Genomic DNA, 23,262 nt, shown 5'->3' on the forward strand with positions numbered 1-23,262 from the left:
CTACTACCCCCGAAAAGGGGTGAGTCCCATGTCAAACACCGCCCTGCTGCGCCCGCGGGACGCCGATGCGTTGCGCGCCGAAATCCGTTGGGTGGCAAGCGCGGCCGAGGTTCCGGTGGCGTTCGGCGGCGAGGTGCACGGCGACGCGCTGCTGCTGTCGGAATTCGTCGGCACCCTCACCAACGGGCTGCGCGGGCTGTCCGTGCTGCGTAATTCGGGGCTCGGCGGCCGTGTTATGGACTCCGGCCGTCCCGCCTCGGTGGCCGACTACGTCAACACCTCCACCATCACCCATCACTACGACGGGCCGGTGTCCGGTGAAGGGCTCCGTTCGATCGTGGCCGTGCCGGTTGTGGTCGACAAACGCTCGCGCGCCGTCCTCTACGCCGCCAGCCGCAGCGCCAGCCCGCTCGGTGACCGCACCGCCGACCTGGTCGTCCGGGCCGGTCGCCGCCTCGCCACCGAAATCACCCTCCGCGACGAGGTGGACCGCCGCCTGCGTCTGCTCGAGACGACCACCCCCTCCCCCGACACCGCGCCCGCCGTCGCCGAGGAACTCCGCGACATCCACGCCGAACTCCGCGGGATGGCGCGCTCCGCCGACGACGAGGAGCTTCGCGGCCGCTTGCACACCGTGTGTGAACGCCTCACTCGCGTCATGGTCGGCGACTCACCCCCGGACGCACCGCGGCTGTCCCGCCGCGAACTGGACGTCCTGTCCCAAATAGCCCTGGGCTGCACGAATCAGGAAGCCGCCCAACGCCTCTCGCTACGCCCCGAGACGGTCAAGAGCTATCTCCGCAACGCCATGACCAAACTCGACGCCCACTCTCGACACGAAGCCGTCGTCACCGCGCGACGCCACGGGCTACTCCCCTAGACCCGGCGTTGTCAGTCCCTGGAGTCCGGCAACAGGTCCGGGCGGCGGGCGCGGGTACGAGCGAGGGACTGCTCGCGGCGCCAGGCGGCCACCTCGGCGTGGTCGCCGGAGCGGAGGACCGGGGGGACTTCGAGGTCACGCCAGACGACGGGGCGGGTGTAGCTGGGGCCTTCCAGCAGGCCGTCGGAGAACGAATCCTCTTGGTGGGACTGCTGATTGCCGAGAACACCGGGAAGCAGGCGGACGACGGCTTCGGTCATCACCAGGACGGCCGCCTCGCCGCCGATCAGCACGTAGTCGCCGATGCTGACCTCTTCGACGCGGACCCGACGGGCCGCGTCGTCGAAGACGCGTTGATCGATGCCTTCGTAGCGGCCGCACGCGAAGACGAGATGTTTCTCGGTGGCCCAGCGTTGCGCGGTTTCCTGGGTGAACGGGACGCCCGCGGGCGTCGGGACGACGAGCAGCGCGTCATCGGGGCAGACCTCGTCGAGCGCGTCGCCCCACACCGTCGGCTTCATGACCATGCCCGGTCCGCCGCCGTACGGCGCGTCATCGACGGACTTGTGCACGTCGTGGGTCCAGTTACGCAGGTCGTGCACGGCGAGCGAGATCAGGCCCTTGTCGATTGCCTTGCCCAGCAACGCCGTTCGCAGGGGCTCGAGATACTCCGGAAAGATCGTGACGACATCGAGCTGCACGTCTACCTCATTCCGGATCGAGGAGCCCTTCGGGCGGGTCGATGACAACGAGCCGATCGGCGAGCGAGACCGTGGGCACGATGGCGGTGACGAACGGGATCAGGATCTCCCGGCCGTCCTCGGCGGCCCGCACCGAAAGCAGTTCTCCCGCAGCCGAATGCAGCACCTCGCGCACGGTGCCGACCACGGTTCCGTCGGTGAGCTGAACGGTCAGCCCCTCGAGTTCGTGGTCGTAGTACTCGTCCGGGTCGTCGGACGGCGGCAGGTCCTCGCTGTCCACCACGAACAGCGTGCCGCGCAACGCGTCGGCCGCGTCGCGGTCGGCGACGCCTGCGAGAAAGACCAGAAGTCGGCCCGAGTGCTCTCGGGCCGACTCCACGGTGAAGTCGCGGACCTCCTTGGATCGCGCCAGCCGTCCGCGCAGCGTGTTGCCCGGCGCGAACCGGGCCTCCGGCTCGTCGGTTCGTATCTCGACGACCAGTTCGCCGCGCACGCCGTGCGACTTGGCGACCCGTCCTACGACTAGTTCCATCTACTGATCGGTGTCGACCACGTCGACCCGGATGCCCCGGCCGCCGATGCCGGCGACGAGGGTGCGCAGCGCGGTCGCGGTACGACCGCCGCGACCGATCACCTTGCCCAGGTCGTCGGGGTGCACGTGCACCTCGACGGTGCGTCCGCGGCGGCCGGTGATCAGCTCGACGCGCACGTCATCGGGATTGGCGACGATGCCGCGAACCAAATGTTCGACGGCATCGGCGACGACAGCACTCATTACTCAGCAGCCTCGGCAGCGGCGGGCGCCTCGGCGGACTCGTCCTTCTTGGGCTCGTCCTTCTTGGCCTCGTCCTTCTTGGCGGCCTTCTTCTTCGGGGTGACGGCCTCGGCGGTGGGCGCGCTGTCGGCAGCGGCCAGCGCGGCGTTGAACAGGTCCAGCTTGGACGTCTTCTCGGCCTTGGTCTTCAGGGTGCCCTCGGCGCCCGGCAGGCCCTTGAACTTCTGCCAGTCACCGGTGATCTCCAGCAGCCGCTGCACGGGCTCGGTCGGCTGCGCGCCGACACTCAGCCAGTACTGAACGCGCTCGGAATCGATCTCGATGAGCGACGGCTCTTCCTTCGGGTGGTACAGGCCGATGGACTCGATGGACCGGCCGTCCCGGCGGGTGCGGGCGTCGGCGACGACGATGCGGTACTGCGGGTTGCGGATCTTGCCCAGACGGGTGAGCTTGATGCGAACAGCCATGCTTGTTCTGCCTCTTTCGTAGGTTGGTCACGGCGCAATTCAGCGACCCGCATGGTCTGCGAGCCCGGTTTAGCGCTTGGAGTGTGTGACCGCCGCGCGGTACGTAACCGGAGACGGGCTGACACTTGTCCGGAAGGACGGTGGTCCATTCTGCCAGACGGCACACCCGGGCCAGAAATCGCATGGATGATCCGCTTCGCTAGCCCGCCTCACCGGTAGTCCTACCGGCGGTAGCGCAGCAGTACCACTCCGGAGCTGAACGGCCGGGTTTCGACTAGTTGCAGGACCGGGATCTCGGTGGCGCCTTCGAACAGGCGTCTGCCGGCGCCCCGGACGACCGGGTAGACGAACAGGCGGTACTCGTCGACCAGGTCGGCGGCGATGAGCGCGTGGACCAGCTGGATGCTGCCGGTGGCCACGATGTCCTTGCCCGGTTGGTCCTTGATGGCGCGGATCTCGTCGATGCCACGCAGGATGACCGTGTTCTCCCACGCCGGATCCTCGAGGGTGCTGGACACGACGTATTTCGTGGCCTTGTTCAGGTGCTCGGTGACCCCGGACGTGTCATCGGTCTGCTTCGGCCAATATCCGCGCATCTCCTCGAAGGAGATCCGCCCGAGCAACACCGCGTCCGAGGTCGCCATGTGCGAGCTCAAGGTCGCGACGAGGTCGGACTGGTCCACCCCCTCGGCATTGGCCACGCTGAACCACTCCGCCGCTTCGATCACCCCGTCCAGCGTGATGTTCTCGGTAATCACCAGCTCGCGCATCGCTGCTCCTCCCGTCGGGAAATACGTCTCCTACTGAAGACGTGCCGCGCCAACCGAATTCATCGGTGTAGTCGCCGCTTTTCCGGACTAGCGGACCAATGGAGCGAGGGTGCGCCCGGCGAGTTCGACCGCGCCCGGCTCATGACCGTTGGTGACCATGTTGACGATGATGCCCTGCACACCGTGGTCGAGCACCCTGGTCTGGAGTTGTTCGGCGACCTCGTCGGGATTGCCGACGAACTGGCGGTCGGCGTTGGACCCGCTGCCGAACTCAGGAGAGATGGACCCGCTGTCGAACTCAGGAGAGCCGAGAAGTGTCGACCACAACCGGCACGGGGCCCGGCGCGGAGATGGTTTCTCCGGCATCGACGTACACATCTTGGCGGTATCCCATCTCGCCGAGACGGTAGCCCCAGAAACGAGCACATTTGTCTTCCGGCAGTTCCACTACCCACAGATATGGGACGCGCGCGGCCGCATAGCCAGCGATCTTCGTATCGCGTTCCGCACGGGTATTTCCCCGCGACCACACCTCGACCGCAAGGATCAAGTCATCTGGCGCGAAGCTGACGTGGTTGACATCGACATTGACCACGGAGACATCGGGAATCACGCCGGTCCGAAACGCGGTGCTGATGCGGACCGCCACCGCGGGTAGCACATGCAGATCTGAACGCCCCGCGGCGGCGATCGCGTCGTCCAACAAACGCGCAAGTTGGAACGAGACATGCTGATGCGTACCGCCAGGCGCAGGTGTCACGTGCAAGTACCCCAGGATGAGTTCGAGTCGAGATCCATCAGACGGCTGCTCTTCGGCGAGCCAGTCTTCCACAGTCGTAGATCCCAAGGGATGGATCATCGCAACCTCGGCACTCACTGTCATTCCCGTCCGATCTCCCGTCGCGTCTAGCCGCCCAGCGCTCGATACGAACATTGCCCACCTGGTGTGATGCTCGAAATCGAGCATCACACCAGGTCCACTGTATAGCGGTTGTCCGGCGGTAGACAGCTCTTCTCTACCAACGCACGCCTCGGTAGAGAACCGGGCTTCATGCGAGACCTACGAGTCGATATTCGGCAACGACGGTGACACGGTGCGAACTGGTCGCACACCGGGAATCCGAGCGAACGCGCAGGGAGAGTTGCTGCGCCGACACCTTCAGCTCGCCGGGCGGCCGAAGCGGACGGTGATCGCCGAGCCGCCCTCGGCGTCGGGGCGCTCGATCTGCTGCTGGGCGATGTCGACCGCCCAGGCGTAGCGCGGGTCGGGGCGTAAGGCGTGTTCCCGCAGGCAGGCTTCGGTGAACTTGATGACGTGCTCGTCGCGGTGTTCGACGGCGCGACCGATCAACTCGTCCCATGCCGGTACCTCGGCTCGTTGTGCCCGAGTCAAGGCCGATTCCTCGCCGTCGTTGCCGGTGGTGATCATCATCAGCAGGGTCACCTGGGCTTGCCACAGCGCGGCCACGGTGGGTTCGTGCAGTTGTTGCGGCAGCTGCGGCAGCACCAGGCGGGCAGCCGCGGGCGCGGTGACGCCGTGCAAGAGGGGAATCGGGAAGCCGTGGGCCGAGTGTGCGACGCACACGCCCGCGAAGTTCGCGGTCAGGTCGGAGAGCAGCCGGTCGATGTGATCGGGGGCCAGTATCCCTAGGGCATCGTCGTAGCCCGGCATCGAGTGCGGATTACGCGTGCGCGCCAATCCCTCTTGCGGGCTGCTCGGCGGCTCGGTGAGCCGAGGGATGGCCGCCAGTGCCGCTGCCACGTCCGATCCGCCGGTCAACCGGCCGGGCCCGGGCGCTGCTATGAAGCGGGCGGCCCAGTAGCCGAGTCCGCGGGCGAGTTCGCGCAGCTGGGACGGCGTGGGTTGGGCGGTGGCGGCCAGGCCGCGCACGGCGTGTGCGGTGCGGATCAGGCCGTGTGTCAGTCCGGTCATCGGCCCCGGCAGCAGTCGTGGCCACCAGCGAACCAGCACGGCCTGCCAGCCTTCCTCGGCCATCTCGCGGAGGAAGAGTTCCTCGAAATCACCGGCGCGGCCGATATCGCCGAGCGCGGCCCGCCAATCCGCTTCGTCGGAGCCATCGAGCCGCTGGTAGGGCACGGGTGGCTCATGGTGGGGCGCGGCCTTGCGGTACGTCTCGATCCAGCTGGGCACCGCGTCACCGTGCCCGAGAACGGCCAGCGCTTCGGCGCCCATGGGGCCGTGATTGGCCAGGTCACCGCCCCCGAGATTGCGTTCGTACCCCAGGTCGTCGAGGCGTTCGAGTGCGTCGTTGACTGCGTCGAGATAGGTGGACACCGCAACCCCTATATTCGTACATCCAAACTGTTTGTAAATCCGAATATATAAGATGTGTGCATGCCCGACAAGCCCAGCGCACCAAGACTTCCGACCCGCGCGGAGATCACCGAGATCATCGGCTTCATGCCGCTGATCGCGAACTTCTTCGACAAGGCCCGCGCCGATATGCCTGCCGAGCACAGCGCGTCCTTCACCGAGCACAACCTGACCTCGCGGCACGGCGCGGTATGCGTTCAACTCGTACCGGCGGAGTCGTTGAGCGTCGGCGAGCTGGCCAGTCGGATGGGGCTGGCGTTGTCGACGGTCAGCGAGCTCGTCGGCGACCTCGACCGGGCCGGCTGGGTGAGCAGGCAACCCGATCCGGCCAACCGGCGGCGCACTCTTGTTGCCCTGCAACCGAAGTGGCGCGAGCACATGGAGACCTTCGTCGCCCGCCGGGCCGAACCGCTGCTGGCCGCGATGGCAACCCTGACCCCCGAGCAGCGGGCCGGATTCGCGGCTGGGCTACAGGCATGGGCGCACGAAATCCGGCACTGGAGGGACTGATCCACCGGAAGGCGCAGTCGCCCTCGAAAAGCATGCCTACCTGCACTAGAGCTAACGGTGGCAAGCCATAGGACACTCGAACCAACAGCGGCGGGTGACGAACTCGCGGCCACTGATCGGCAAGCGGTGGCCAGTGACGAGCAAGCGGAGGCCAGTGACGGGCAAGCGGTGGCCAGTGATGGGCTAACGGTGGCCAGTGACGAGCAAGCGGAGGCCAGTGACGGGCAAGCAGTGGCCAGTGACGGGCAAGCGGTGGCCAGTGACGGGCAAGCGGTGGCCAGTGACGGGCAAGCAGTGGCCAGTGACGGGCAAGCGGTGGCCAGTGACGGGCAAGCAGTGGCCAGTGACGGGCAAGCAGTGGCCAGTGACGGGCAAGCGGAGGCCAGTGACGGGCAAGCGGAGGCCAGTGACGGGCAAGCAGTGGCCAGTGACGGGCAAGCGGAGGCCAGTGACGGGCAAGCGGAGGCCAGTGATGGGCTAACGGTGGCCGGTGACGGGGCCGTGGTCGGAGTACAGACGCCCGCGCAGGATCACGGCGTAGGGCACGGTCAGTGTCTCCGGGTTGGTGCGTGGGTCTTCCTGGTACACAACGAAATCGGCGGACGCCCCGTGCTCGATGCCGGGGCGGCCGAGCCAGGTCCGGGCATTCCAGGAGGCGGCACCCAGGGCGTCGTGCTCGGTCAGGCCCGCTCCGCCGAGGGCGGTGATCTCGTCGGCGATGCGGCCGTGGCGGATGGAGCCGCCCGCGTCGGTACCCGCGAAGATGGGGATGCCCGCGTCGTGCGCGTTGGCCACGGTGGTGCGGACGCGGCGGTGCAGGTCCCGCATGTGGGCGGCATAGGTGGGGAATTTGCCTGCGCTGTCGGCGATTTCGGGGAACGTGTCGATATTGACCAGGGTCGGCACCAGGGCGGTGCCGTGTTCGACCATCATCTCGATGGTGTCGTCGGTGAGGCCGGTGCCGTGTTCGATGCAGTCGATGCCCGCGTCGATCAGGCCGGGTAGCGCGTCCTCGCCGAACACGTGCGCGGTGACCCGGGCGCCGTTGGCGTGGGCGGCGTCGATGGCCTCCTTGAGGATCGCGTCGCTCCAGAGCGGGCGCAGGTCGCCGACGGAGCGGTCGATCCAGTCGCCGACGATCTTCACCCAGCCGTCACCGAAGCGGGCCTGCTCGGCGACGATCTCCGGGAGGTCGCGTTCGTCGTCCAGTTCGATGCCGAGTTCGCGAATGTAGCGGCGGGGACGGGCGATATGGCGGCCCGCGCGGATGATCCGGGGCAGTTCCTCGTGGTCGTCGATGAAGCGGGTATCGATGGGTGAGCCCGCATCGCGCAACAGCAGCGCACCCGCATCGCGTTCGGTCTCGGCCTGCGCGATGGCCCCTTCGCGATCCTCGTCTCCCCCGCCGTACCGGATCCCGACGTGACAGTGCGCGTCGACCAGTCCCGGCACGATCCAGCCTGTGCGGCACAGTGTTTCGGCACCCGGCACCGGCTCGAACGACACCAGCCCATCCCGCACCCAGAGATCCCGGACTTCCGCACCGGGGAGAACCACACCTCGCAGATGCACAGCAAACCTCCCGGACTAGTCGGCTGCCTCCCAACTTACTGTCCACGCCCCATGACAGTCACGTACTCGCGGCGGCCACCCCGCGCACCGGTTTGCACGCCACGCACGAAATTGCTAGTCAACTCGTGCGCGGCGCAACAACTTCTGCGCGGGGTCTACTTCTTGGGGAACTTCAGCTTGGACAAGTCGAAGCCTTCGAGACCGGGGGGAAGCTGGTCGAGACCTGCGGGCATGTTGGAGATGTCCGGCATGCCCGCGGGCAGACCGGGCATTCCGGCGGGCATGCCGGGGAGGCCGCCGCGCACCTTGGGCGGGGTGGGGCCGCGGCCGCCCTTCTTGCCCTTCTTGCCTTTTTTGTTGTTGCCGCGGCGGGCGCCGGGCATGCCCATCTGGCGACCCATCATCGCCATCATCTTCTTGGCTTCGAAGAAGCGGTCGACGAGCTGGTTGACCTCGGAGACCTGGACGCCAGAGCCGTTGGCGATGCGCAGCCGGCGGGAAGCGTTGATGATCTTCGGGTTTTCCCGTTCGGCGGGGGTCATGCCGCGAATGATCGCCTGCACCCGGTCGAGCTGCTTGTCGTCGACCGCGGCAAGAGCGTCCTTCATCTGACCCGCGCCGGGCAGCATGCCGAGCAGATTGCCGATCGGGCCCATCTTGCGGATGGCGAGCATCTGGTCGAGGAAGTCCTCGAGCGTCATCTCGCCGCTGCCGATCTTGCGGGCGGCTTCCTCGGCTTGTTCCTGGTCGTAGATCTGTTCGGCGTGCTCGATCAGGCTGAGCACGTCGCCCATGCCGAGGATGCGGCTGGCCATCCGGTCCGGGTGGAAGACGTCGAAGTCCTCGAGCTTCTCACCGGTGGACGCGAACATGATCGGCGCGCCGGTCACTTCGCGCACCGACAGCGCGGCACCACCGCGGGCGTCGCCGTCGAGCTTGGTGAGCACGACACCGGTGAAGCCGACGCCGTCGCGGAAGGCTTCCGCGGTGGTGACGGCGTCCTGACCGATCATGGCGTCGAGCACGAACAACGTCTCGTCCGGCTGCACGGCGTCGCGGATGCTCGCGGCCTGGCGCATCAGCTCTTCGTCGATGCCGAGGCGACCGGCGGTGTCGACGATGACCACGTCGTACTGCTTGGCGCGGGCCTCGGCGATGCCGCCGCGGGCGACCTCGACCGGGTCGGCCGCGGTGACGCCGAGCGCGTTGTCGCCGCCGCCGATGGAGGTGCCACCGTGCGGTGCGAACACCGGCACGCCCGCCCGCTCACCGACCACCTGCAGCTGAGTGACGGCGCCGGGCCGCTGCAGGTCACAGGCCACCAGCAACGGCTGGTGTCCTTGCCCCTTCAGCCATTTCGCGAGCTTGCCGGCGAGGGTCGTCTTACCGGCACCCTGCAGACCGGCGAGCATGACCACGGTGGGCGGGTTCTTGGCCAGCGTCAGCCTGCGCGTCTCGCCGCCGAGAATGCCGACGAGCTCCTCGTTGACGATCTTGACGACCTGCTGCGCGGGGTTCAGCGCCGCGGAGACCTCGGCACCCTTGGCGCGCTCCTTGATCCGAGCGATGAAACCGCGCACCACCGGCAGCGCGACGTCGGCTTCGAGCAGGGCTAGCCGGATCTCCCGACAGGTGGCGTCGATGTCGGCCGGTGACAGACGCCCCTTACCGCGCAGATCCTTGAGGGCACCGGTAAGCCGGTCGGACAGGGATTCGAACACCGATCGCGCTCCTGATCTCGGGGGACGTCAATTGCCTCCCAGGGTAATGGGATCGGCCCGCGGCGCGAGCGACGGCCCCGAAGGCGGCAGCGCGGCGTGACCGTGCGGCGCCACGGGAGCACGGCGAATCAGGCCCAGCGTACGTGCGGGCCGAGGTGTCCTTCGAGAGCGAACGGGTCTGTTGTTCAGTCGAGTGAGCGGCGGCTTACTCGAGTGAACGGCGGCGCGGTTTGGCCGTCTTGCGGTAGTCGTGGTTCTCCTTGGCCACCATGAAGACCGCCTCGCGGGCGGTCAATCCCAGCTCCAATGCCAGGTCATCGAGAATGGCCCATTCCGTGGTGGTGGGGATCCGCGAGCTGGCGACCGTCGAGGCGATGGTCATGGCGGTCACGGCCTGTTGTCCGGTCAATGTGCGACCCGGTAGCCAGGAAACCACCCAGCGATCCCCGCCGACGCACCGCGCCATGTGCGTGGTCTCGTCGCTCGTCATCATCGACGCCGAAACAACTTCAATTGCCACCGACGTACTCCCCTCATGCTAGCGATAGCCAGACGCTCTGATACTAGGGCGGGAGTGACCGCCAACATAAGAGTTCCAGCAAATCACGTGCAACAGATTGGTTACTGGTGGCGTGGGTCAGGAACCGAGGATCTCCGGCCCCGGCATGCCGTCCTCGGGTTTCTTCGGCGCGGGCCGCGGAACGACGGCCAGAATCGCCTTTTCGATGGCCGTCCTGCGGTCCGGGCCGTCCTCGGCGCCGAGGTCTAGGCAGAAGGTGTCGACCACCGCGGAACCCATGGTCACCACCTTTGCCCAGCGCACGTCGGCACCGCAGCCTTCGAGCGCGGCCGCGAGCCGGCTCAGCACACCGATCCGGTCCTCGGCACGCAGTTCCAGCAAGACCTGCCCCGGCACCGAGGTACCGGACCACAGCACCCGCGGCTGGGCCTGCGCGTACTGACCCGGTCCGACACCGCCCGCCTCCCGCTCGCGCTTCGCGAGCACCGCCGGAACATCCAGGTCGCCCGCGATGGCGCGGATGAGTTCCTGGCGCAACAGCCCGGCATCCGGCGGGTCACCGAACTTGGGGGAAACCACGAAAGTGTCGATGGCGGAATCACCTTCGACGCCGAGTGCGGCCGAAAGCACCCGCAGCGAGTGCAGGGCGAGCACCCCGGCGGCATCGGAGAGCAGGCCGGTGCTGTCCGGGGCGATCACGGTGACCGTGTAGGTGTACTTGCTCTCCCCCGGCTTCAATTCGACGTGCACACCGCCCGCCTTGGCCTTGGCGACCAGATCCGGCGCGATCGGTTCCGGCGTCGGCAGCTCGCCACCCGCCATGACCAGGCGGCAGCGGCGGACGAGGTCGCCGATGAGCGAGGCCTTCCAGTCACCCCAGACGCCGGGTCCGGTGGCCAGCGAGTCCGCTTCGGCCAGGGTGTGCAGCAATTCCAGCAGTTCCGGATCGCCGTCGAGCGCGTCGACCACGAACTGCACGGTGGCGGGGTCGGACAGGTCGCGGCGGGTCGCGGTGTCCGGGAGCAGTAGGTGGTGGCGCACCAGGGCGCTGAGGGTGCGCACGTCCGATGGCCAGAGGCCGAGCCGACGGCCGATGTGCGTGGCCAGTTCGGCCCCGACGACGCTGTGGTCGCCAGCGCGCCCCTTGCCGATGTCGTGCAGCAACGCGCCGAGCGCGAGCAGGTCCGGCCGGGCCACCCGCGTGCTCATCGCGCTCGCGTAGGACACCGTCTCCATCAGATGCCGATCGACGGTCCAGGTGTGCAGGGCGTCCCGCGGCGGCAGGTCACGAACGGCACCCCATTCCGGAAGTAGCCTGCCCCACAAGCCCGTTCGATCGAGGGCCTCGATCGCATCGATGGCGCCGCGGCCCGCGCCCAGCAGTACCAGGAGGTCGTTGAGGGCGTCCTTCGGCCACGGCTCGCGTAGCTCGGGCGCGTCTTCGGACAACCGGTTCAGCGTGGTCGCCGACATCGGCAGGCCGGTCTGCGCCGAGGCGGCGGCGACTCGCAGAATGAGCCCCGGATCACGCTGCGGCCGCGCGTCCCTGGCCAGCACCACCTCGCCCGCGTGCTCGACCACTCCTTCGTCGATCGGCCGACGCACCGGCATGCGGCGCAGGCGGGCCAGACCGCGGCGCGGCAGCGCGTTGGCGGCCGTGCGCAATCCGACGTCGACGGAGTAACTCACCGTCCGCGCCGAATCGCTCAGCGTGCGAGCGAGATCGAACCGATCGCCGATCCGCAGCGCCGCGCCGATCTCGTCGGCATCCTGCGCCCGCAGCTGGTCACGGGCTCGCCCCGCGACTCGATGTAGCTCAGTGCGAACATCCAGCAAACGACGGTGGGCGTGTTTCAGACCACCGCCGGGCACCTCGGGACCGAGTCCTGGCATGGCATCGGTCAATTGGGCGATGGCGAGGGCATCGAGCAGTTGGATGTCGCGCAGGCCGCCGCGTCCGTTCTTCAGATCGGGTTCGGCGCGGTGCGCGATCTCGCCGCTGCGCTGCCAGCGCGCCTCGGCCTGGGCGATCAGTTCGTCGAATCGGGAACGGATTCCGGTCCGCCACTCCCGGCGCACCCCGCCGATCAGCAGATTGCTCAGGTCCTGATCGCCGACGATGTGCCTGGCCTCGAGCAGGCCGAGCGCGGCGATCAGATCGTCGGACGCCACCCGCAGCGCCTGCGGCACGGTCCGCACGCTGTGGTCGAGCTTGATGTGGGCGTCCCACAGCGGATACCAGAGCTGGTCGGCGACCTCGGCGACCCGGGCCGGGTCGACGTCGTCGTGCAGCAGCACCAGGTCCAGATCGGAGTACGGCAGCATTTCGCCGCGGCCGAGCCCGCCGACCGCGACCACGGCCAGGCCGCTGTCCCTGGTGATGCCGAGTTCGGTGCCCTTGCTGGTGAGCCACAACTCGTAGAGGTCGACCAGGGCTTGCCGCAGCGACTCGGCATCGAGCCGGGGATTGCGCGGCACGCCGCCGTCGAGCAGTTGGGTTCGAGCGCGGACCAGATCGGCCGCGCCATTGGATACCTTGCCGCCGTTGGCTTCTCCGGTCACCGTCCGGTCACCGTCGTGCTGACTATCCACAACCCACCGCCCATCCATGCAGTGCGGCCCCGCCCCGACCGGTGCTCCGGTGGGAGGCGAGGCCGCCGCTCGATCAGATATTCGTTACAGCGCGTCGGTACCGCGTTCGCCGGTCCGCACCCTGATGATCGTGTCGACCGGGGTCACCCAGACCTTGCCGTCACCGATCTTGCCGGTGCGCGCGGCCTCGACGATCACCTCGACGACCTTGTCCACCGACGCGTCGTCGACGACCACCTCGACCCGAACCTTGGGCACGAAATCCACGGAGTACTCGGCACCGCGATAGACCTCGGTGTGACCCTTCTGGCGGCCGTAACCCTGCACCTCGCTGACGGTCATGCCGAGCACGCCCGCCTGCTCGAGTCCGGTCTTGACATCCTCGAGCGTGAACGGTTTGACGATTGCGGTGATCAGTTTCATGTTCGTCATGCCTCCTTGACGGCCGAACGTGCCGTGTTGCCCACAGCGGCGAAGTCGTAGGCGGTTTCCGCGTGCTCGGACTCATCCAAGCCCACCGACTCGGCTTCGTCGCTCGCGCGCAGCCCAATGGTGAACTTCACGATATAGGCAATGATCAGGCTGGCGATGAAGGAGAAGGCAAGTACCGCACCGGCACCGACGGCCTGACGCCACAGCTGATCGAGGCCGCCACCGTAGAACAGACCGGTCTTGGCGGCGCCCGTCTCCGGCGCGGCGACCAGGCCGACCATCAGGGTGCCGACGATGCCGCCGACCAGGTGCACACCGACCACGTCGAGCGAGTCGTCGAAGCCGAACTTGAACTTCAGACCCACCGCGAGGGCGCAGAGCGCGCCGGCCACGACGCCGATGGCGAGCGCGCCGAGCACGTTCACCGAGGAACAGGACGGCGTGATGGCGACAAGACCCGCCACGATGCCGGACGCCGCGCCCAGCGAGGTGGGCTTGCCGTCCCGGAACTTCTCCACCAGCAGCCAGGCCAGCATGGCGGCCGCGGTCGCGATGGCGGTGATGACGAAGGTGGAGCCGGCCAGACCGCCGGAGGTGAGTGCGGAGCCCGCGTTGAAACCGAACCAGCCGAACCACAGCAGACCGGCGCCGAGCATGACGAACGGCAGGTTGTGCGGCCGGAACGGAGTGGTCGGCCAACCACGGCGCTTGCCGAGGACGAGCACCAGCGCGAGCGCGGCCGCACCGGCGTTGATGTGCACGGCGGTGCCACCGGCGAAGTCGACCGCGAGCAGCTTGTTGGCGATCCAGCCGCCTTCGTGGATGACGTTGCCGTCGGCGTCCTTGGCGTCGAAGTCGAAGACCCAGTGCGCGACCGGGAAGTAGACGACGGTGACCCAGATGCCGGCGAACAGCAGCCAGGAGCCGAACTTCAAACGGTCGGCGACCGCGCCCGAGATGAGGGCGACCGTGATGATGGCGAACATCAGCTGGAACGCGACGAACACGCTCATCGGAATCGTGCCCATGAGCGGGATGTCGGTAGCCGCCGTGGTGACGGCACCGCTGGCGTCCTTGACCTCGGCGACCGCGTTACCGCCGATCAGCCCCTTCAGGCCGAAGAACTGCGCGGGATCGCCGATCACGTTGAACTTGTTGTCGCCGAATGCCATCGAGTATCCGTACAGCGACCACAGCACACCGACCAGTCCCATGGCGCTGATGCTCATCATGATCATGTTCAGCACGTTCTTCGAGCGGACCATGCCGCCGTAGAAAAATGCCAGACCTGGCGTCATCAACAACACGAGCGCTGAACTCACCAGCATCCATGCGGTGTCACCGGTGTCCGGTGCGCCGGTAAGGGGAAATGCCACCTTGAAGTCCTCCTCATCTCGGGCCCTGCCGACTCCGGCAAATGGACCTGCACAGAAGGGTCCTCACTCGGTGTTTCATCCACAGAGCTGTGGTGTTTCACCTGCGTGAACGGATAGGCCAGTTGTGTTGCGACCAGGTTTCGTGATTTACACCGCGAGTTTGCCGACCGCTGTGAGACGAGTTTCGGACAAAAGGGAAATTTGGTTACCGCCGAGTAGAAGCAGCAAACACCCGGTAGCCACGCGGCCCGACGCTGGTGTCGTTGCTCAGCCGAGGAGGGCGTCCACGAAGGCGCCGGGTTCGAAGGGGGCCAGGTCGTCGGCGCCCTCGCCGAGGCCGACCAGTTTCACCGGGACCCCGAGCTCGTGCTGGACCTGGAAGACGATGCCGCCCTTCGCGGTGCCATCGAGCTTGGTGAGCACCACCCCACTGATGTCCACCACCTCGGCGAAAACCCGCGCCTGCATCAGGCCGTTCTGGCCGACCGTGGCGTCGAGCACAAGCAGCACCTCATCGACGGCGGCCTTCTTCTCCACGACCCGCTTGACCTTGCCCAGCTCGTCCATCAGGCCGGTTTTGGTGTGCAGACGGCCCGCGGTGTCGATGAGCACGGCGTCGACGCCACGTTCGATGCCCGCGGTCACGGCGTCGAAGGCGACGGCGGCCGGGTCGGCGGATTCCTTGCCCCGGATGGTGTCGGCGCCGACCCGCTCACCCCAGGTCTGCAGCTGGTCGGCGGCGGCGGCCCGGAAGGTGTCGGCCGCGCCGAGCAGCACGCGGCGGCCGTCGGCGACGAGTACGCGGGCGAGTTTGCCGGTGGTGGTGGTCTTTCCGGTGCCGTTGACGCCGACGACGAGCAGGATCGCCGGGTGATCGGGGTGCGGCAGGGCCCGGATCGACCGGTCGAGGTCCGGGCGCAGCGCCTCGATCAGCACGTCACGCAGGACGGCGCGGGCCGCGTCGGTGGTGCGGACGCTGCGGGCGGCCATTTCCTCGCGCAGGCGCGCCACCACGGCGGCGGTGCTCGCGGTGCCGAGGTCGGCGAGCACCAGCGTGTCCTCGACCTCCTCCCACGATTCGTCGTCCAGGTCGCCACCGCCGAGCAGGCCGAGCAGGCTCTTGCCGACGGCGTTCTGCGAGCGGGCCAGGCGGCCGCGCAGGCGGATCAGACGGCCCGCGGTGGGGTCGATCTCTTCGAGGGCGGCCGGGGCTTCGGCACCGGCGGGGGTGTCGGGGGTGGCGGGTTCGACGGTTTCGGCGGGGGCCGGAACGGATTCAGCCGGGGCCGTGTCCGTTGGGGTCGTGGCCGTGCCGGTAGGGGTCGTGGCCGTGTGAGTTGGGGTCGTGGCCGTGTCGGTGCCAGCCGGAGCCGTAGCCGACTCGGCCGTGTCCGCAGCGCCTGTTTCCTCCGGCGCGGTCTCCACGTCAGCGGCAGCCGCGCCGGATGCGGCACGGACCGCCGCGTCTCGGGATTCAGCGGCAGGCGCCTCGGTGTCCGGCGCCGCGGCGATGTCGGCCTCGGGGAGCTGGACATTCGTGATGCCCCGCTTCGGCGCGTCGCGCGGGATGGCCGCGTCGTCGCCGACGTGCGGCTGGCCGTCGGTGTCGGTCCGCTCGACCGGTTGCGGTTCGGGCTTGGTCGCGGTGCCGCCCCGGCTGAAGTTGAAGCCACCCGAGGCCGCGTAACCACCCGACTTGTCGGTCAGTGCTTTGTCGGCGGTCTGCGGTGGCGTCAGCGAGACCCGAGAGCGCTTGTACCGGACAAATCCGACAACAAGCACCACGAGCAGCAGGGCGGCGGCCACGGCGATCAGGATCCAGGCTTCGGAACTCACGCGCCCCATCCTTGCAGAACGCGATGACCTGCTTTACCACGCCGTCCCGGCGCCGAGACACAACCCCCGAGATTTCTTGTCCTGCGGAACTTCTCGCGACGTGCCAATAGGATCGGCGACGTGACCGATCGAAACGTGCTTGGGGGGCCGCTGGAAGAGTGCGGCACCGATCCTCTCACCGGCTTCTACCGGGACGGCTGCTGCAGCACCGGGCCGGAGGATCTCGGTAGCCACACCGTGTGCACCGTCGTCACGGCCGAGTTCCTGGAGCATCAGGCGTCCATCGGCAACGATCTGAGTACGCCGCGGCCGGAGAACAACTTCCCCGGCTTACAGCCGGGAGACCGTTGGTGCGTGGTGGCCGTGCGCTGGTTGCACGCACACGAGGACGGTGTCGCCGCACCCGTAGTACTGGCGGCAACGCACGAAAACGCCCTGGAAGTGATCTCGATGGACATCCTGCGCAAATACGCCGTAGACGTCCCCGACGACGTCAGCGACCTCTTGTAAACCCTCGCCCCCGGACGGCAGCCCGAACCACCCTCCGGCCGCCCCCACCGCACTACCGCTACCCAATCCGGCCACCCAGCCGCCGCCCATGTCCCTTTTACGCCACCCACCCCCACCCGCCCCCAATGCGATTCAAATCACTTTCATGATCAACGGGACATAGTGGTGGGCCTTCTCGGCCAATAGCACCGCTAGGTCCCGTTGATCACGGTCGCCTTGCGGCGGTGCGCTGACGGTGTGCCTTTTGGCGGCATGCGGACGAGCAGTAGCGGGGACGGCGCCCGGTTCCGGTGTGGCGCAGGGCGGTATCGCATATCGGGCAGCGGTGCTGTGGGGTTTCGTTACGCCTCGTTGATTCGTTACGGATGTTGGGTTCAGCCGGATGATTCGTTACGTCCGACGGGGGCCGCATGGCATCGAGAACGATCGCGGCAGTGCGATCGATGCGCCCGGTGGTCTGCTGAAGCCGTTGGATGGCAACGCAACCGGTGAAGATGGCCAGCACATCGGATACGGCGATATCGGCACGCACCGCACCCTGACGTTGCGCGGCCAGCAGCAAGGCCTCCAGCGCTCGATGGAATCGGGCTCCCGCGCTCATCAGCAGGGCACGCGGCCAGCCGTCATCGGATTGCACCAGATCGCACAGCGCCTGATTGCCCGGCGTCGAGGCGACGACCTCGGTACAGAATTCGAAGAAGGCCACGCCCGGATCCGGCGAGCCGAGGTGGTGGGCCGCCAGCTTCGCCAGCCGATCGATGCGCTGCTGCAAAACCGCTTCCAGCAGATCGGATTTCGTCGGAAAGTGCCGGTAGACGGTACCCGCGCCGACCCCGGCCCGGCGCGCCACTTCGGCCAGCGACACCGTCGGTCCACGCTCGGCGAATGCGCGCTGCGCCGCGGCCAGCACCAGCGCGCGGTTGCGCCTGGCGTCGGCCCGCGCCGCGGTGCTCGGCGCGGCGTCGATCGAAGCTGTCATTTCGTTACGGCCTTCCTTGCCGGACCTGGCGAAGCGGGTCAACTCACCCGTATGTTCCGAAATGCGGGTTGACCGACCCGATTCTATCGACAGAGAAGGCACGCATGTCCCCTCAGCACAACCTCGTTCTGGTCACCGGAGCGACCGGCAAGCAGGGCGGTGCCACCGCTCGCAGGCTGTTGGCCGACGGCACGGCGGTGCGCGCACTGGTACGCGACCCGCACGCACCCGCCGCCCGCGAGCTGGCCGCCGCCGGTGCCGAACTCGCCATCGGCGATTTCGACAACCCCGAATCCCTACCGCCCGCCCTCGCCGGTGCCACAGCACTTTTCGTGGTGCCGCCCGCCGCCTACGGACCGCACGGCTGGGACGTCGAACTGGAAGGCCAGCGCGGCGAGGCACTGGTCACCGCGGCACGCCGGGCGAGGGTCGAACAGATCGTCTTTACCGGCATTGCCTCCTTCAGCGACGACACCTCATGGGGTACCGCGGGCAAGAACCGCATCGAAGCGGCCATCGCGGCCAGCGGCGCGCACTACACGTTGCTCCGTCCGGTCCGCTTCATGGAGAACTACCTGATGCGCGGCTATCCGTTCGACGGCATCGTCGACGGCGTCCACCGGCATCTCTTCGTCGCCGACAAACCATTGCAGATGATCGCCGTCGCCGACATCGCCGACATCGCCGCCCTGGCCTTCGCCGACCCCGACCGCTTCCATGCCCACACCCTCGAACTCGCGGGCGATGCGATCACCCCACTGGCCGCGGCTGAGGCCATCACCCGCGCCACCGGCCACCCGATTCGCTACCAGGAACTCGCCGAATCCGAAGTGGCCCACCTCGGCGAGTCGATTGTGCGCACCTGGCAGTTGGTGCGCGAGACCGGCGGCTGGCGCGCCGACATCCCGGCCCTCCGCGAAATCCACCCCGGCCTCCGCACATTCGACACCTGGCTCGCCGAAACCGGTGCAGCCCAAATCAAATCCCTCCTGGACAACGATCGCGTGGGTTCGGCACAGTGATCAACTGAACGGCATCGCGTACCGTCGATGCGGTGAGGTGGATACTGCGACGGATGAAACCCAGATCACGGAGTCCGATCGGCGCAGAGGTGGACGAGATCTTCGGGCCGTCTCGCAAGCACATTCACGAGCGCAAGGAATGGGTCGCCGTCGCCAAGGTCGACGATCGTGAATCCGGCGACGGCCCCTTGATCGACTTGAACTCGGGTGTCGCGATCCTCTCCGGGGCCGGACAGCCCGGCAGCGTTCATCCGCCCCAGGCACCCTCCGACTAACCGCCGAGCGGGACCACACAGAGAACTCACCCGCGTTTTTCCTCAGTGATGTCCCGCTCGGCGCGCGCCGGGTCAGCTGGCGGCGCCGACGGGGGCGAGGTTTTGGCCGCGGAGGCGTTGGGAGATGACCTGGGTGATGCCGTCGCCGCGCATGCTGACGCCGTAGAGGGCGTCAGCGATCTCCATGGTCGGCTTCTGGTGGGTGATGACGATGAGCTGGCTCTTCTCGCGCAGCTGCTCGAACAGGCCGATCAGGCGGCGCAGGTTGGTGTCGTCGAGGGCGGCTTCGACCTCGTCCATCACGTAGAACGGTGACGGGCGGGCGCGGAAGATGGCCACCAGCAGCGCCACCGCGGTGAGCGATTTCTCGCCACCGGAGAGCAGCGACAGCCGCTTGACCTTCTTGCCCGGCGGCCGCGCCTCCACCTCGATGCCGGTGCTGAGCATGTCGGACGGGTCGGTGAGCAGCAGCCTGCCCTCACCGCCGGGGAAAAGTTTCGCGAACACGCCGACGAACTCGCGCTCGACGTCCTCCCACGCCTCGGTGAACACCTGCAGGATCCGCGCATCCACCTCGGCGACGACGTCGAGCAGGTCCTTGCGCGCGTTCTTGACGTCTTCGAGCTGGGTGGCCAGGAAGTTGTAGCGCTCCTCGAGCGCCGCGAACTCCTCCAGCGCAAGCGGATTCACCTTGCCGAGGGTGGCGAGATCCTTCTCGGCGCGCTTGGCGCGACGTTCCTGGGTCGGCCGGTCATAGGGCATCGGCGCGGGCGGGGTCACCTGCTCGCCGCGTTCCTTGGCCTGCTCGTACTCTTGCCATTCCAGATCCGACGGCGGCAGCGGCACATCGGGGCCGTACTCCGCGATCAGATCGCTGAGCGCGATGCCGAACTGTTCGGAGATGGTCGTTTCGAGCTGCTCGATGCGCAGCGCCGCTTGGGCTTTCGCCACTTCGTCGCGGTGCACCGCGTCGGTGAGCTGGGCCAGCTGGGTGGACAGCGCGCGAACCCGCTCCTTGACCTGTTCGACCTGCGCGGCCGCTTCGCGGCGCCGACGGACCAGGTCGTCGCGCCGGGCAGCCGCCTCGGCCACCACCTTTTCCAGCTCCGCCGCGACCTTGGCACCCGATTCGGCGACCGCCGCGGCGACTTCGGCCGCCTTCTTGCGCGAGGCCTGGGCACGTTCGGCCCTGGCCCTGGTCTCCCGCTCCGCCCGCGCGGCCCGGCGCAGCGAATCCGCTTTGCCGCGCACCGATTCCGCGCGTTCCTCGGCGGTGCGCACCGAAAGGCGCGCCTCCACCTCCATCGAGCGTGCCTCGGCCAGCGCGGCGGCGGCCTCTTCGCGTTCGCGGCCCGCGATCTCGGTACCCGCCGAGTGAGCGTCGGAGTCGACCTCGGTTTCCAGCTCGGCATTGCGCAGCCGGTCTTCGAGTTCGGCGAGCGACGCGAGCGATTCCTCGCGGCTGGCTTCGGTTTCGGCGCGCTGGGCGATCAGGCGCTCGTTGTCGGCCTGCGCGGTGCGGGCCGCGTGGCCGAGCCGGCCGAGCCGGTCGTAGATGGCGACCAGCGACTGGTCGGATTCGTGCAGCGCGAGCAGCGCCTGGTCCACCGCGTCCTTGCGATCGGCCTGTTCGGCGAGCGCGCCGGACAGCGCCGCCTCCAGTTCCTCGGCCCGCCGCTGCGCCGCGACGAGGTCGGCTTTGGCCGCGTCGATATCGGCCTGGATCTCCAGCTGGCTCGGCGCCCGATCGGATCCGCCGAGCAGCCAACCGGTTCCGGTGAGATCGCCGTCGCGAGTGACCACCCGCACGTCCGGCCGGGCCGCCACCACCTGCCTGGCGGTCGCCAAGTCGTCGACCACCGCGATACCGGCGGTCAGCGCGGTTATCGCGGCCCGCACGCTGTCCGGGCAGTCCACCACGTCGGACAGCCAGCGCGCCGCCCCGGGCAGCGCACCGAGCTGCGGATTGCTGCCACCGTCCGCACCGAAGACCACTGCGGCACGCCCACCGTCGGCGTCCTTCAACGCGCGGATGGCATCGTGTGCCGACTCGCCGGTGTCGGCGGCGACGGCGTCGGCGAGCGGCCCGAGTGCGGCGGCGACCGCGGCCTCGAACCCACCGTGCACGCGCAGCAACCCCGACAACGGTCCGAGCAGGCCCTGCGACCGATGCTCGACCAGCCAGGCGGCGCCGTCCCGGCGGGCCAGGCCCATGCCGAGCGCCTCGATGCGCGCGGTCAGCGACGCGACCCGCTTGCTCGCCTCTCGATCCTGTTCGCGCAGTTCGGTCACCCGCTGATCGGCCAATGCGAGCGCCTGCACCGCGTGCTCGTGCTGCGCGTCCAGCCCCGCTTCACCGGCATCCAGCTCGCTGAGTTCGGCTTGTACCGTGTCGAATTCGGCCTGCGCCGCCTCGCCGCGTTGCCGTGCGTCGGCGATCGCCGTCGTCAGCCGGGCGATCTCGGCATCCACCGACTGCGCCCTGGTCCGCAGGGTGTCGACCTTGCCCGCCAGCCGCGCCACGCCTTCGCGGCGGTCCGCGATCGCCCGCACGGCGGCCAGGTGCGCCTGCTCGGCGGCCTTGGCGGAATGTTCGCGTTCGGCCAGCGCATCGCGCGCCGCTTCGAGCGTTTCGGTCGCGATCTCGACCGCCTCGCGCAGCTCGGCCTCCTCGGCCTCCACCCGCTCGGCTTCGGCCTCCAGCTGATCCGGGTCGCGGCCGGTGCCGACCGGGGTTTCGGTGTCCAGGTGCCGGGCGCGGTCCTCGGCGATCCGGATGGTCGCGTTGACCCGCTCGGTCAGCGCGGAGAGCTGAAACCAGATCTGCGCGGCGGCCTCGGCACTCGGCGTCAGCCGCGACAGCTGGAATTCCTGCTGGGCCAGTGCGGCATTGGCGGCGTCGAGTTCGCTTTGCACATTGATGTGCTGCTCGCGGGCGTAGGCTTCCTTGCTCTGCTGGCTCTCCAGTTCGCCGCGGCGGGTCACCAGGTCGTCGGCGGCCAGGCGCAGGCGGGCGTCGCGCAGGTCGGCCTGCACGGTCTGTGCCCGGCGGGCCACCTCGGCCTGTCGGCCGAGCGGTTTGAGCTGCCGGCGCAGTTCGGTGGTGAGGTCGGTGAGGCGGGCCAGGTTGGCCTGCATGGCCTCCAGCTTGCGGACCGCCTTCTCTTTGCGCTTGCGGTGCTTGAGCACGCCCGCGGCCTCTTCGATGAACGCGCGCCGGTCCTCGGGGCGCGATTCCAGAATGGCCGAGAGCTGGCCCTGCCCGACGATGACGTGCATCTCGCGCCCGATGCCGGAGTCGCTGAGCAGTTCCTGCACATCCATCAACCGGCAGGAGTTGCCATTGATCTCGTACTCGCCCGCGCCGTCGCGGAACATCCGCCGGGTGATGGACACCTCGGCGTAATCGATCGGCAGCGCGCCGTCGGAGTTGTCGATGGTGAGGGTGACCTCGGCGCGGCCGAGCGGGGCCCGGCCCGCGGTGCCCGCGAAGATCACGTCCTGCATCTTGCCGCCGCGCAGCGCCTTCGCCCCCTGCTCACCCATGACCCAGGTGAGCGCGTCGACGACGTTGGACTTGCCGGACCCGTTCGGACCGACCACACAGGTGATACCCGGCTCCAACCGCAGCGTCGTCGCGGACGCGAAGGACTTGAAGCCCTTCAACGTCAGGCTCTTGAGATGCAAGTTCCGACGACCTTTCCGTGTTCGATTGGCGGCCTTCGCCGTCCCTCCGTGGCCACGCGAGCTACCGGCTCCGGGCCGAACGCTCACGCTGCCGCGTTCTCTCCCTGATCACTGCGGCGGGGCGACCAGTCATGGTATCCGTCGAGTGCCGCGTACCCCGGACGCCCAGGTGACCGACCGGTGGTTCGGCGATACACGTAGGTTATCGAGTCGTCCCGCGATCTCGCGTATTTCGATGTGCCCGAGGTTTGCCGGACGCGTCGTCCCTAGTCTCTACCCCGGCCGATCCGGTGGTGCGACGA

The 23,262-nt window shown here is 68.2% G+C and carries 21 protein-coding genes and 1 pseudogene; 5 read left to right on the forward strand and 17 right to left on the reverse strand.

Annotated elements, in window-relative coordinates; translation table 11 throughout:
• Window positions 1–28: 28 nt before the first annotated feature.
• On the forward strand, window positions 29–880 hold the full coding sequence (locus tag ACFK0J_RS28665) for a LuxR C-terminal-related transcriptional regulator (protein ID WP_378732551.1): 852 nt from the start codon (window positions 29–31) through the stop codon (window positions 878–880).
• 11 nt (window positions 881–891) lie between these two features.
• On the opposite strand, the gene trmD is transcribed toward ACFK0J_RS28665, so the two are convergent.
• From trmD to ACFK0J_RS28705, 8 genes and pseudogenes are all read right to left on the reverse strand, one after another.
• Complete coding sequence (trmD, locus tag ACFK0J_RS28670; RefSeq protein ID WP_378732553.1) at window positions 892–1,581, reverse strand: tRNA (guanosine(37)-N1)-methyltransferase TrmD; 690 nt, start codon at window positions 1,579–1,581, stop codon at window positions 892–894.
• A 7-nt stretch (window positions 1,582–1,588) separates the two neighbouring features.
• The gene (gene rimM, locus ACFK0J_RS28675; protein WP_378732555.1) at window positions 1,589–2,113 is read right to left on the reverse strand and encodes a ribosome maturation factor RimM; all 525 of its coding nucleotides are present in this window, start codon (window positions 2,111–2,113) and stop codon (window positions 1,589–1,591) included.
• The gene (locus tag ACFK0J_RS28680) at window positions 2,114–2,356 is read right to left on the reverse strand and encodes an RNA-binding protein (protein WP_011210690.1); all 243 of its coding nucleotides are present in this window, start codon (window positions 2,354–2,356) and stop codon (window positions 2,114–2,116) included.
• Entirely contained in the window at window positions 2,356–2,823 is a 468-nt protein-coding gene (gene rpsP / locus ACFK0J_RS28685) for a 30S ribosomal protein S16 (RefSeq protein WP_378732557.1), read from the reverse strand. Before rpsP ends, ACFK0J_RS28680 begins: the two co-directional genes overlap by 1 nt.
• A gap of 221 nt (window positions 2,824–3,044) precedes the next feature.
• Window positions 3,045–3,593, reverse strand: a complete 549-nt coding sequence (locus ACFK0J_RS28690) for a dihydrofolate reductase family protein (protein ID WP_378732559.1) — start codon at window positions 3,591–3,593, stop codon at window positions 3,045–3,047.
• A gap of 87 nt (window positions 3,594–3,680) precedes the next feature.
• A pseudogene (locus tag ACFK0J_RS28695) lies at window positions 3,681–3,842 on the reverse strand (LLM class F420-dependent oxidoreductase); the annotation flags it as partial.
• Between the two features lie 49 nt (window positions 3,843–3,891).
• Window positions 3,892–4,470 carry a Uma2 family endonuclease gene (locus ACFK0J_RS28700; protein ID WP_378732561.1) on the reverse strand — a complete coding sequence of 193 codons (579 nt, stop codon included), beginning with the start codon at window positions 4,468–4,470 and terminating at the stop codon, window positions 3,892–3,894.
• A gap of 282 nt (window positions 4,471–4,752) precedes the next feature.
• The gene (locus ACFK0J_RS28705) at window positions 4,753–5,889 is read right to left on the reverse strand and encodes a questin oxidase family protein (protein ID WP_378732563.1); all 1,137 of its coding nucleotides are present in this window, start codon (window positions 5,887–5,889) and stop codon (window positions 4,753–4,755) included.
• Window positions 5,890–5,949: 60 nt separating this feature from the next.
• On the opposite strand from ACFK0J_RS28705, the gene ACFK0J_RS28710 reads away from it, so the two are divergent.
• Window positions 5,950–6,438 (forward strand): MarR family winged helix-turn-helix transcriptional regulator, encoded by a 489-nt coding sequence (locus tag ACFK0J_RS28710; protein WP_378732564.1) that lies wholly within the window; start codon window positions 5,950–5,952, stop codon window positions 6,436–6,438.
• A gap of 477 nt (window positions 6,439–6,915) precedes the next feature.
• On the opposite strand, the gene ACFK0J_RS28715 is transcribed toward ACFK0J_RS28710, so the two are convergent.
• From ACFK0J_RS28715 to ftsY, 7 genes are all read right to left on the reverse strand, one after another.
• Complete coding sequence (locus tag ACFK0J_RS28715) at window positions 6,916–8,010, reverse strand: amidohydrolase family protein (protein ID WP_378732566.1); 1,095 nt, start codon at window positions 8,008–8,010, stop codon at window positions 6,916–6,918.
• 155 nt (window positions 8,011–8,165) lie between these two features.
• Window positions 8,166–9,731 (reverse strand): signal recognition particle protein, encoded by a 1,566-nt coding sequence (ffh, locus tag ACFK0J_RS28720; RefSeq protein WP_378732568.1) that lies wholly within the window; start codon window positions 9,729–9,731, stop codon window positions 8,166–8,168.
• Between the two features lie 205 nt (window positions 9,732–9,936).
• Window positions 9,937–10,251, reverse strand: a complete 315-nt coding sequence (locus ACFK0J_RS28725; protein ID WP_378732570.1) for a hypothetical protein — start codon at window positions 10,249–10,251, stop codon at window positions 9,937–9,939.
• Between the two features lie 117 nt (window positions 10,252–10,368).
• Window positions 10,369–12,861 carry a [protein-PII] uridylyltransferase gene (locus ACFK0J_RS28730; protein WP_378732572.1) on the reverse strand — a complete coding sequence of 831 codons (2,493 nt, stop codon included), beginning with the start codon at window positions 12,859–12,861 and terminating at the stop codon, window positions 10,369–10,371.
• A 66-nt stretch (window positions 12,862–12,927) separates the two neighbouring features.
• The gene (locus ACFK0J_RS28735; RefSeq protein WP_378743115.1) at window positions 12,928–13,266 is read right to left on the reverse strand and encodes a P-II family nitrogen regulator; all 339 of its coding nucleotides are present in this window, start codon (window positions 13,264–13,266) and stop codon (window positions 12,928–12,930) included.
• A 5-nt stretch (window positions 13,267–13,271) separates the two neighbouring features.
• Complete coding sequence (locus tag ACFK0J_RS28740) at window positions 13,272–14,651, reverse strand: ammonium transporter (RefSeq protein WP_378732574.1); 1,380 nt, start codon at window positions 14,649–14,651, stop codon at window positions 13,272–13,274.
• Between the two features lie 267 nt (window positions 14,652–14,918).
• A complete protein-coding gene (gene ftsY / locus ACFK0J_RS28745; protein WP_378732575.1) occupies window positions 14,919–16,496 on the reverse strand; it encodes a signal recognition particle-docking protein FtsY in 1,578 nt (525 codons plus the stop codon).
• Window positions 16,497–16,607: 111 nt separating this feature from the next.
• On the opposite strand from ftsY, the gene ACFK0J_RS28750 reads away from it, so the two are divergent.
• Window positions 16,608–16,997, forward strand: coding sequence for a DUF2237 family protein (locus ACFK0J_RS28750; protein WP_019048221.1), 390 nt, complete (start codon window positions 16,608–16,610; stop codon window positions 16,995–16,997).
• Window positions 16,998–17,202: 205 nt separating this feature from the next.
• On the opposite strand, the gene ACFK0J_RS28755 is transcribed toward ACFK0J_RS28750, so the two are convergent.
• Window positions 17,203–17,976 (reverse strand): TetR/AcrR family transcriptional regulator, encoded by a 774-nt coding sequence (locus tag ACFK0J_RS28755; RefSeq protein ID WP_378732577.1) that lies wholly within the window; start codon window positions 17,974–17,976, stop codon window positions 17,203–17,205.
• A gap of 104 nt (window positions 17,977–18,080) precedes the next feature.
• Between ACFK0J_RS28755 and ACFK0J_RS28760 the strand changes: the two genes are divergently transcribed.
• Window positions 18,081–18,998, forward strand: a complete 918-nt coding sequence (locus tag ACFK0J_RS28760; RefSeq protein WP_378732579.1) for an NmrA family NAD(P)-binding protein — start codon at window positions 18,081–18,083, stop codon at window positions 18,996–18,998.
• A gap of 53 nt (window positions 18,999–19,051) precedes the next feature.
• Entirely contained in the window at window positions 19,052–19,273 is a 222-nt protein-coding gene (locus ACFK0J_RS28765; RefSeq protein WP_378732581.1) for a hypothetical protein, read from the forward strand.
• A 72-nt stretch (window positions 19,274–19,345) separates the two neighbouring features.
• Here the strand turns inward: ACFK0J_RS28765 and smc are convergent, their stop codons facing one another.
• A complete protein-coding gene (smc, locus tag ACFK0J_RS28770) occupies window positions 19,346–22,960 on the reverse strand; it encodes a chromosome segregation protein SMC (protein ID WP_378732583.1) in 3,615 nt (1,204 codons plus the stop codon).
• Window positions 22,961–23,262 lie beyond the last annotated feature (302 nt).

Origin of the sequence: Nocardia brasiliensis (assembly GCF_042691675.1) — a bacterium.
GTDB lineage: Bacteria > Actinomycetota > Actinomycetes > Mycobacteriales > Mycobacteriaceae > Nocardia > Nocardia brasiliensis_D.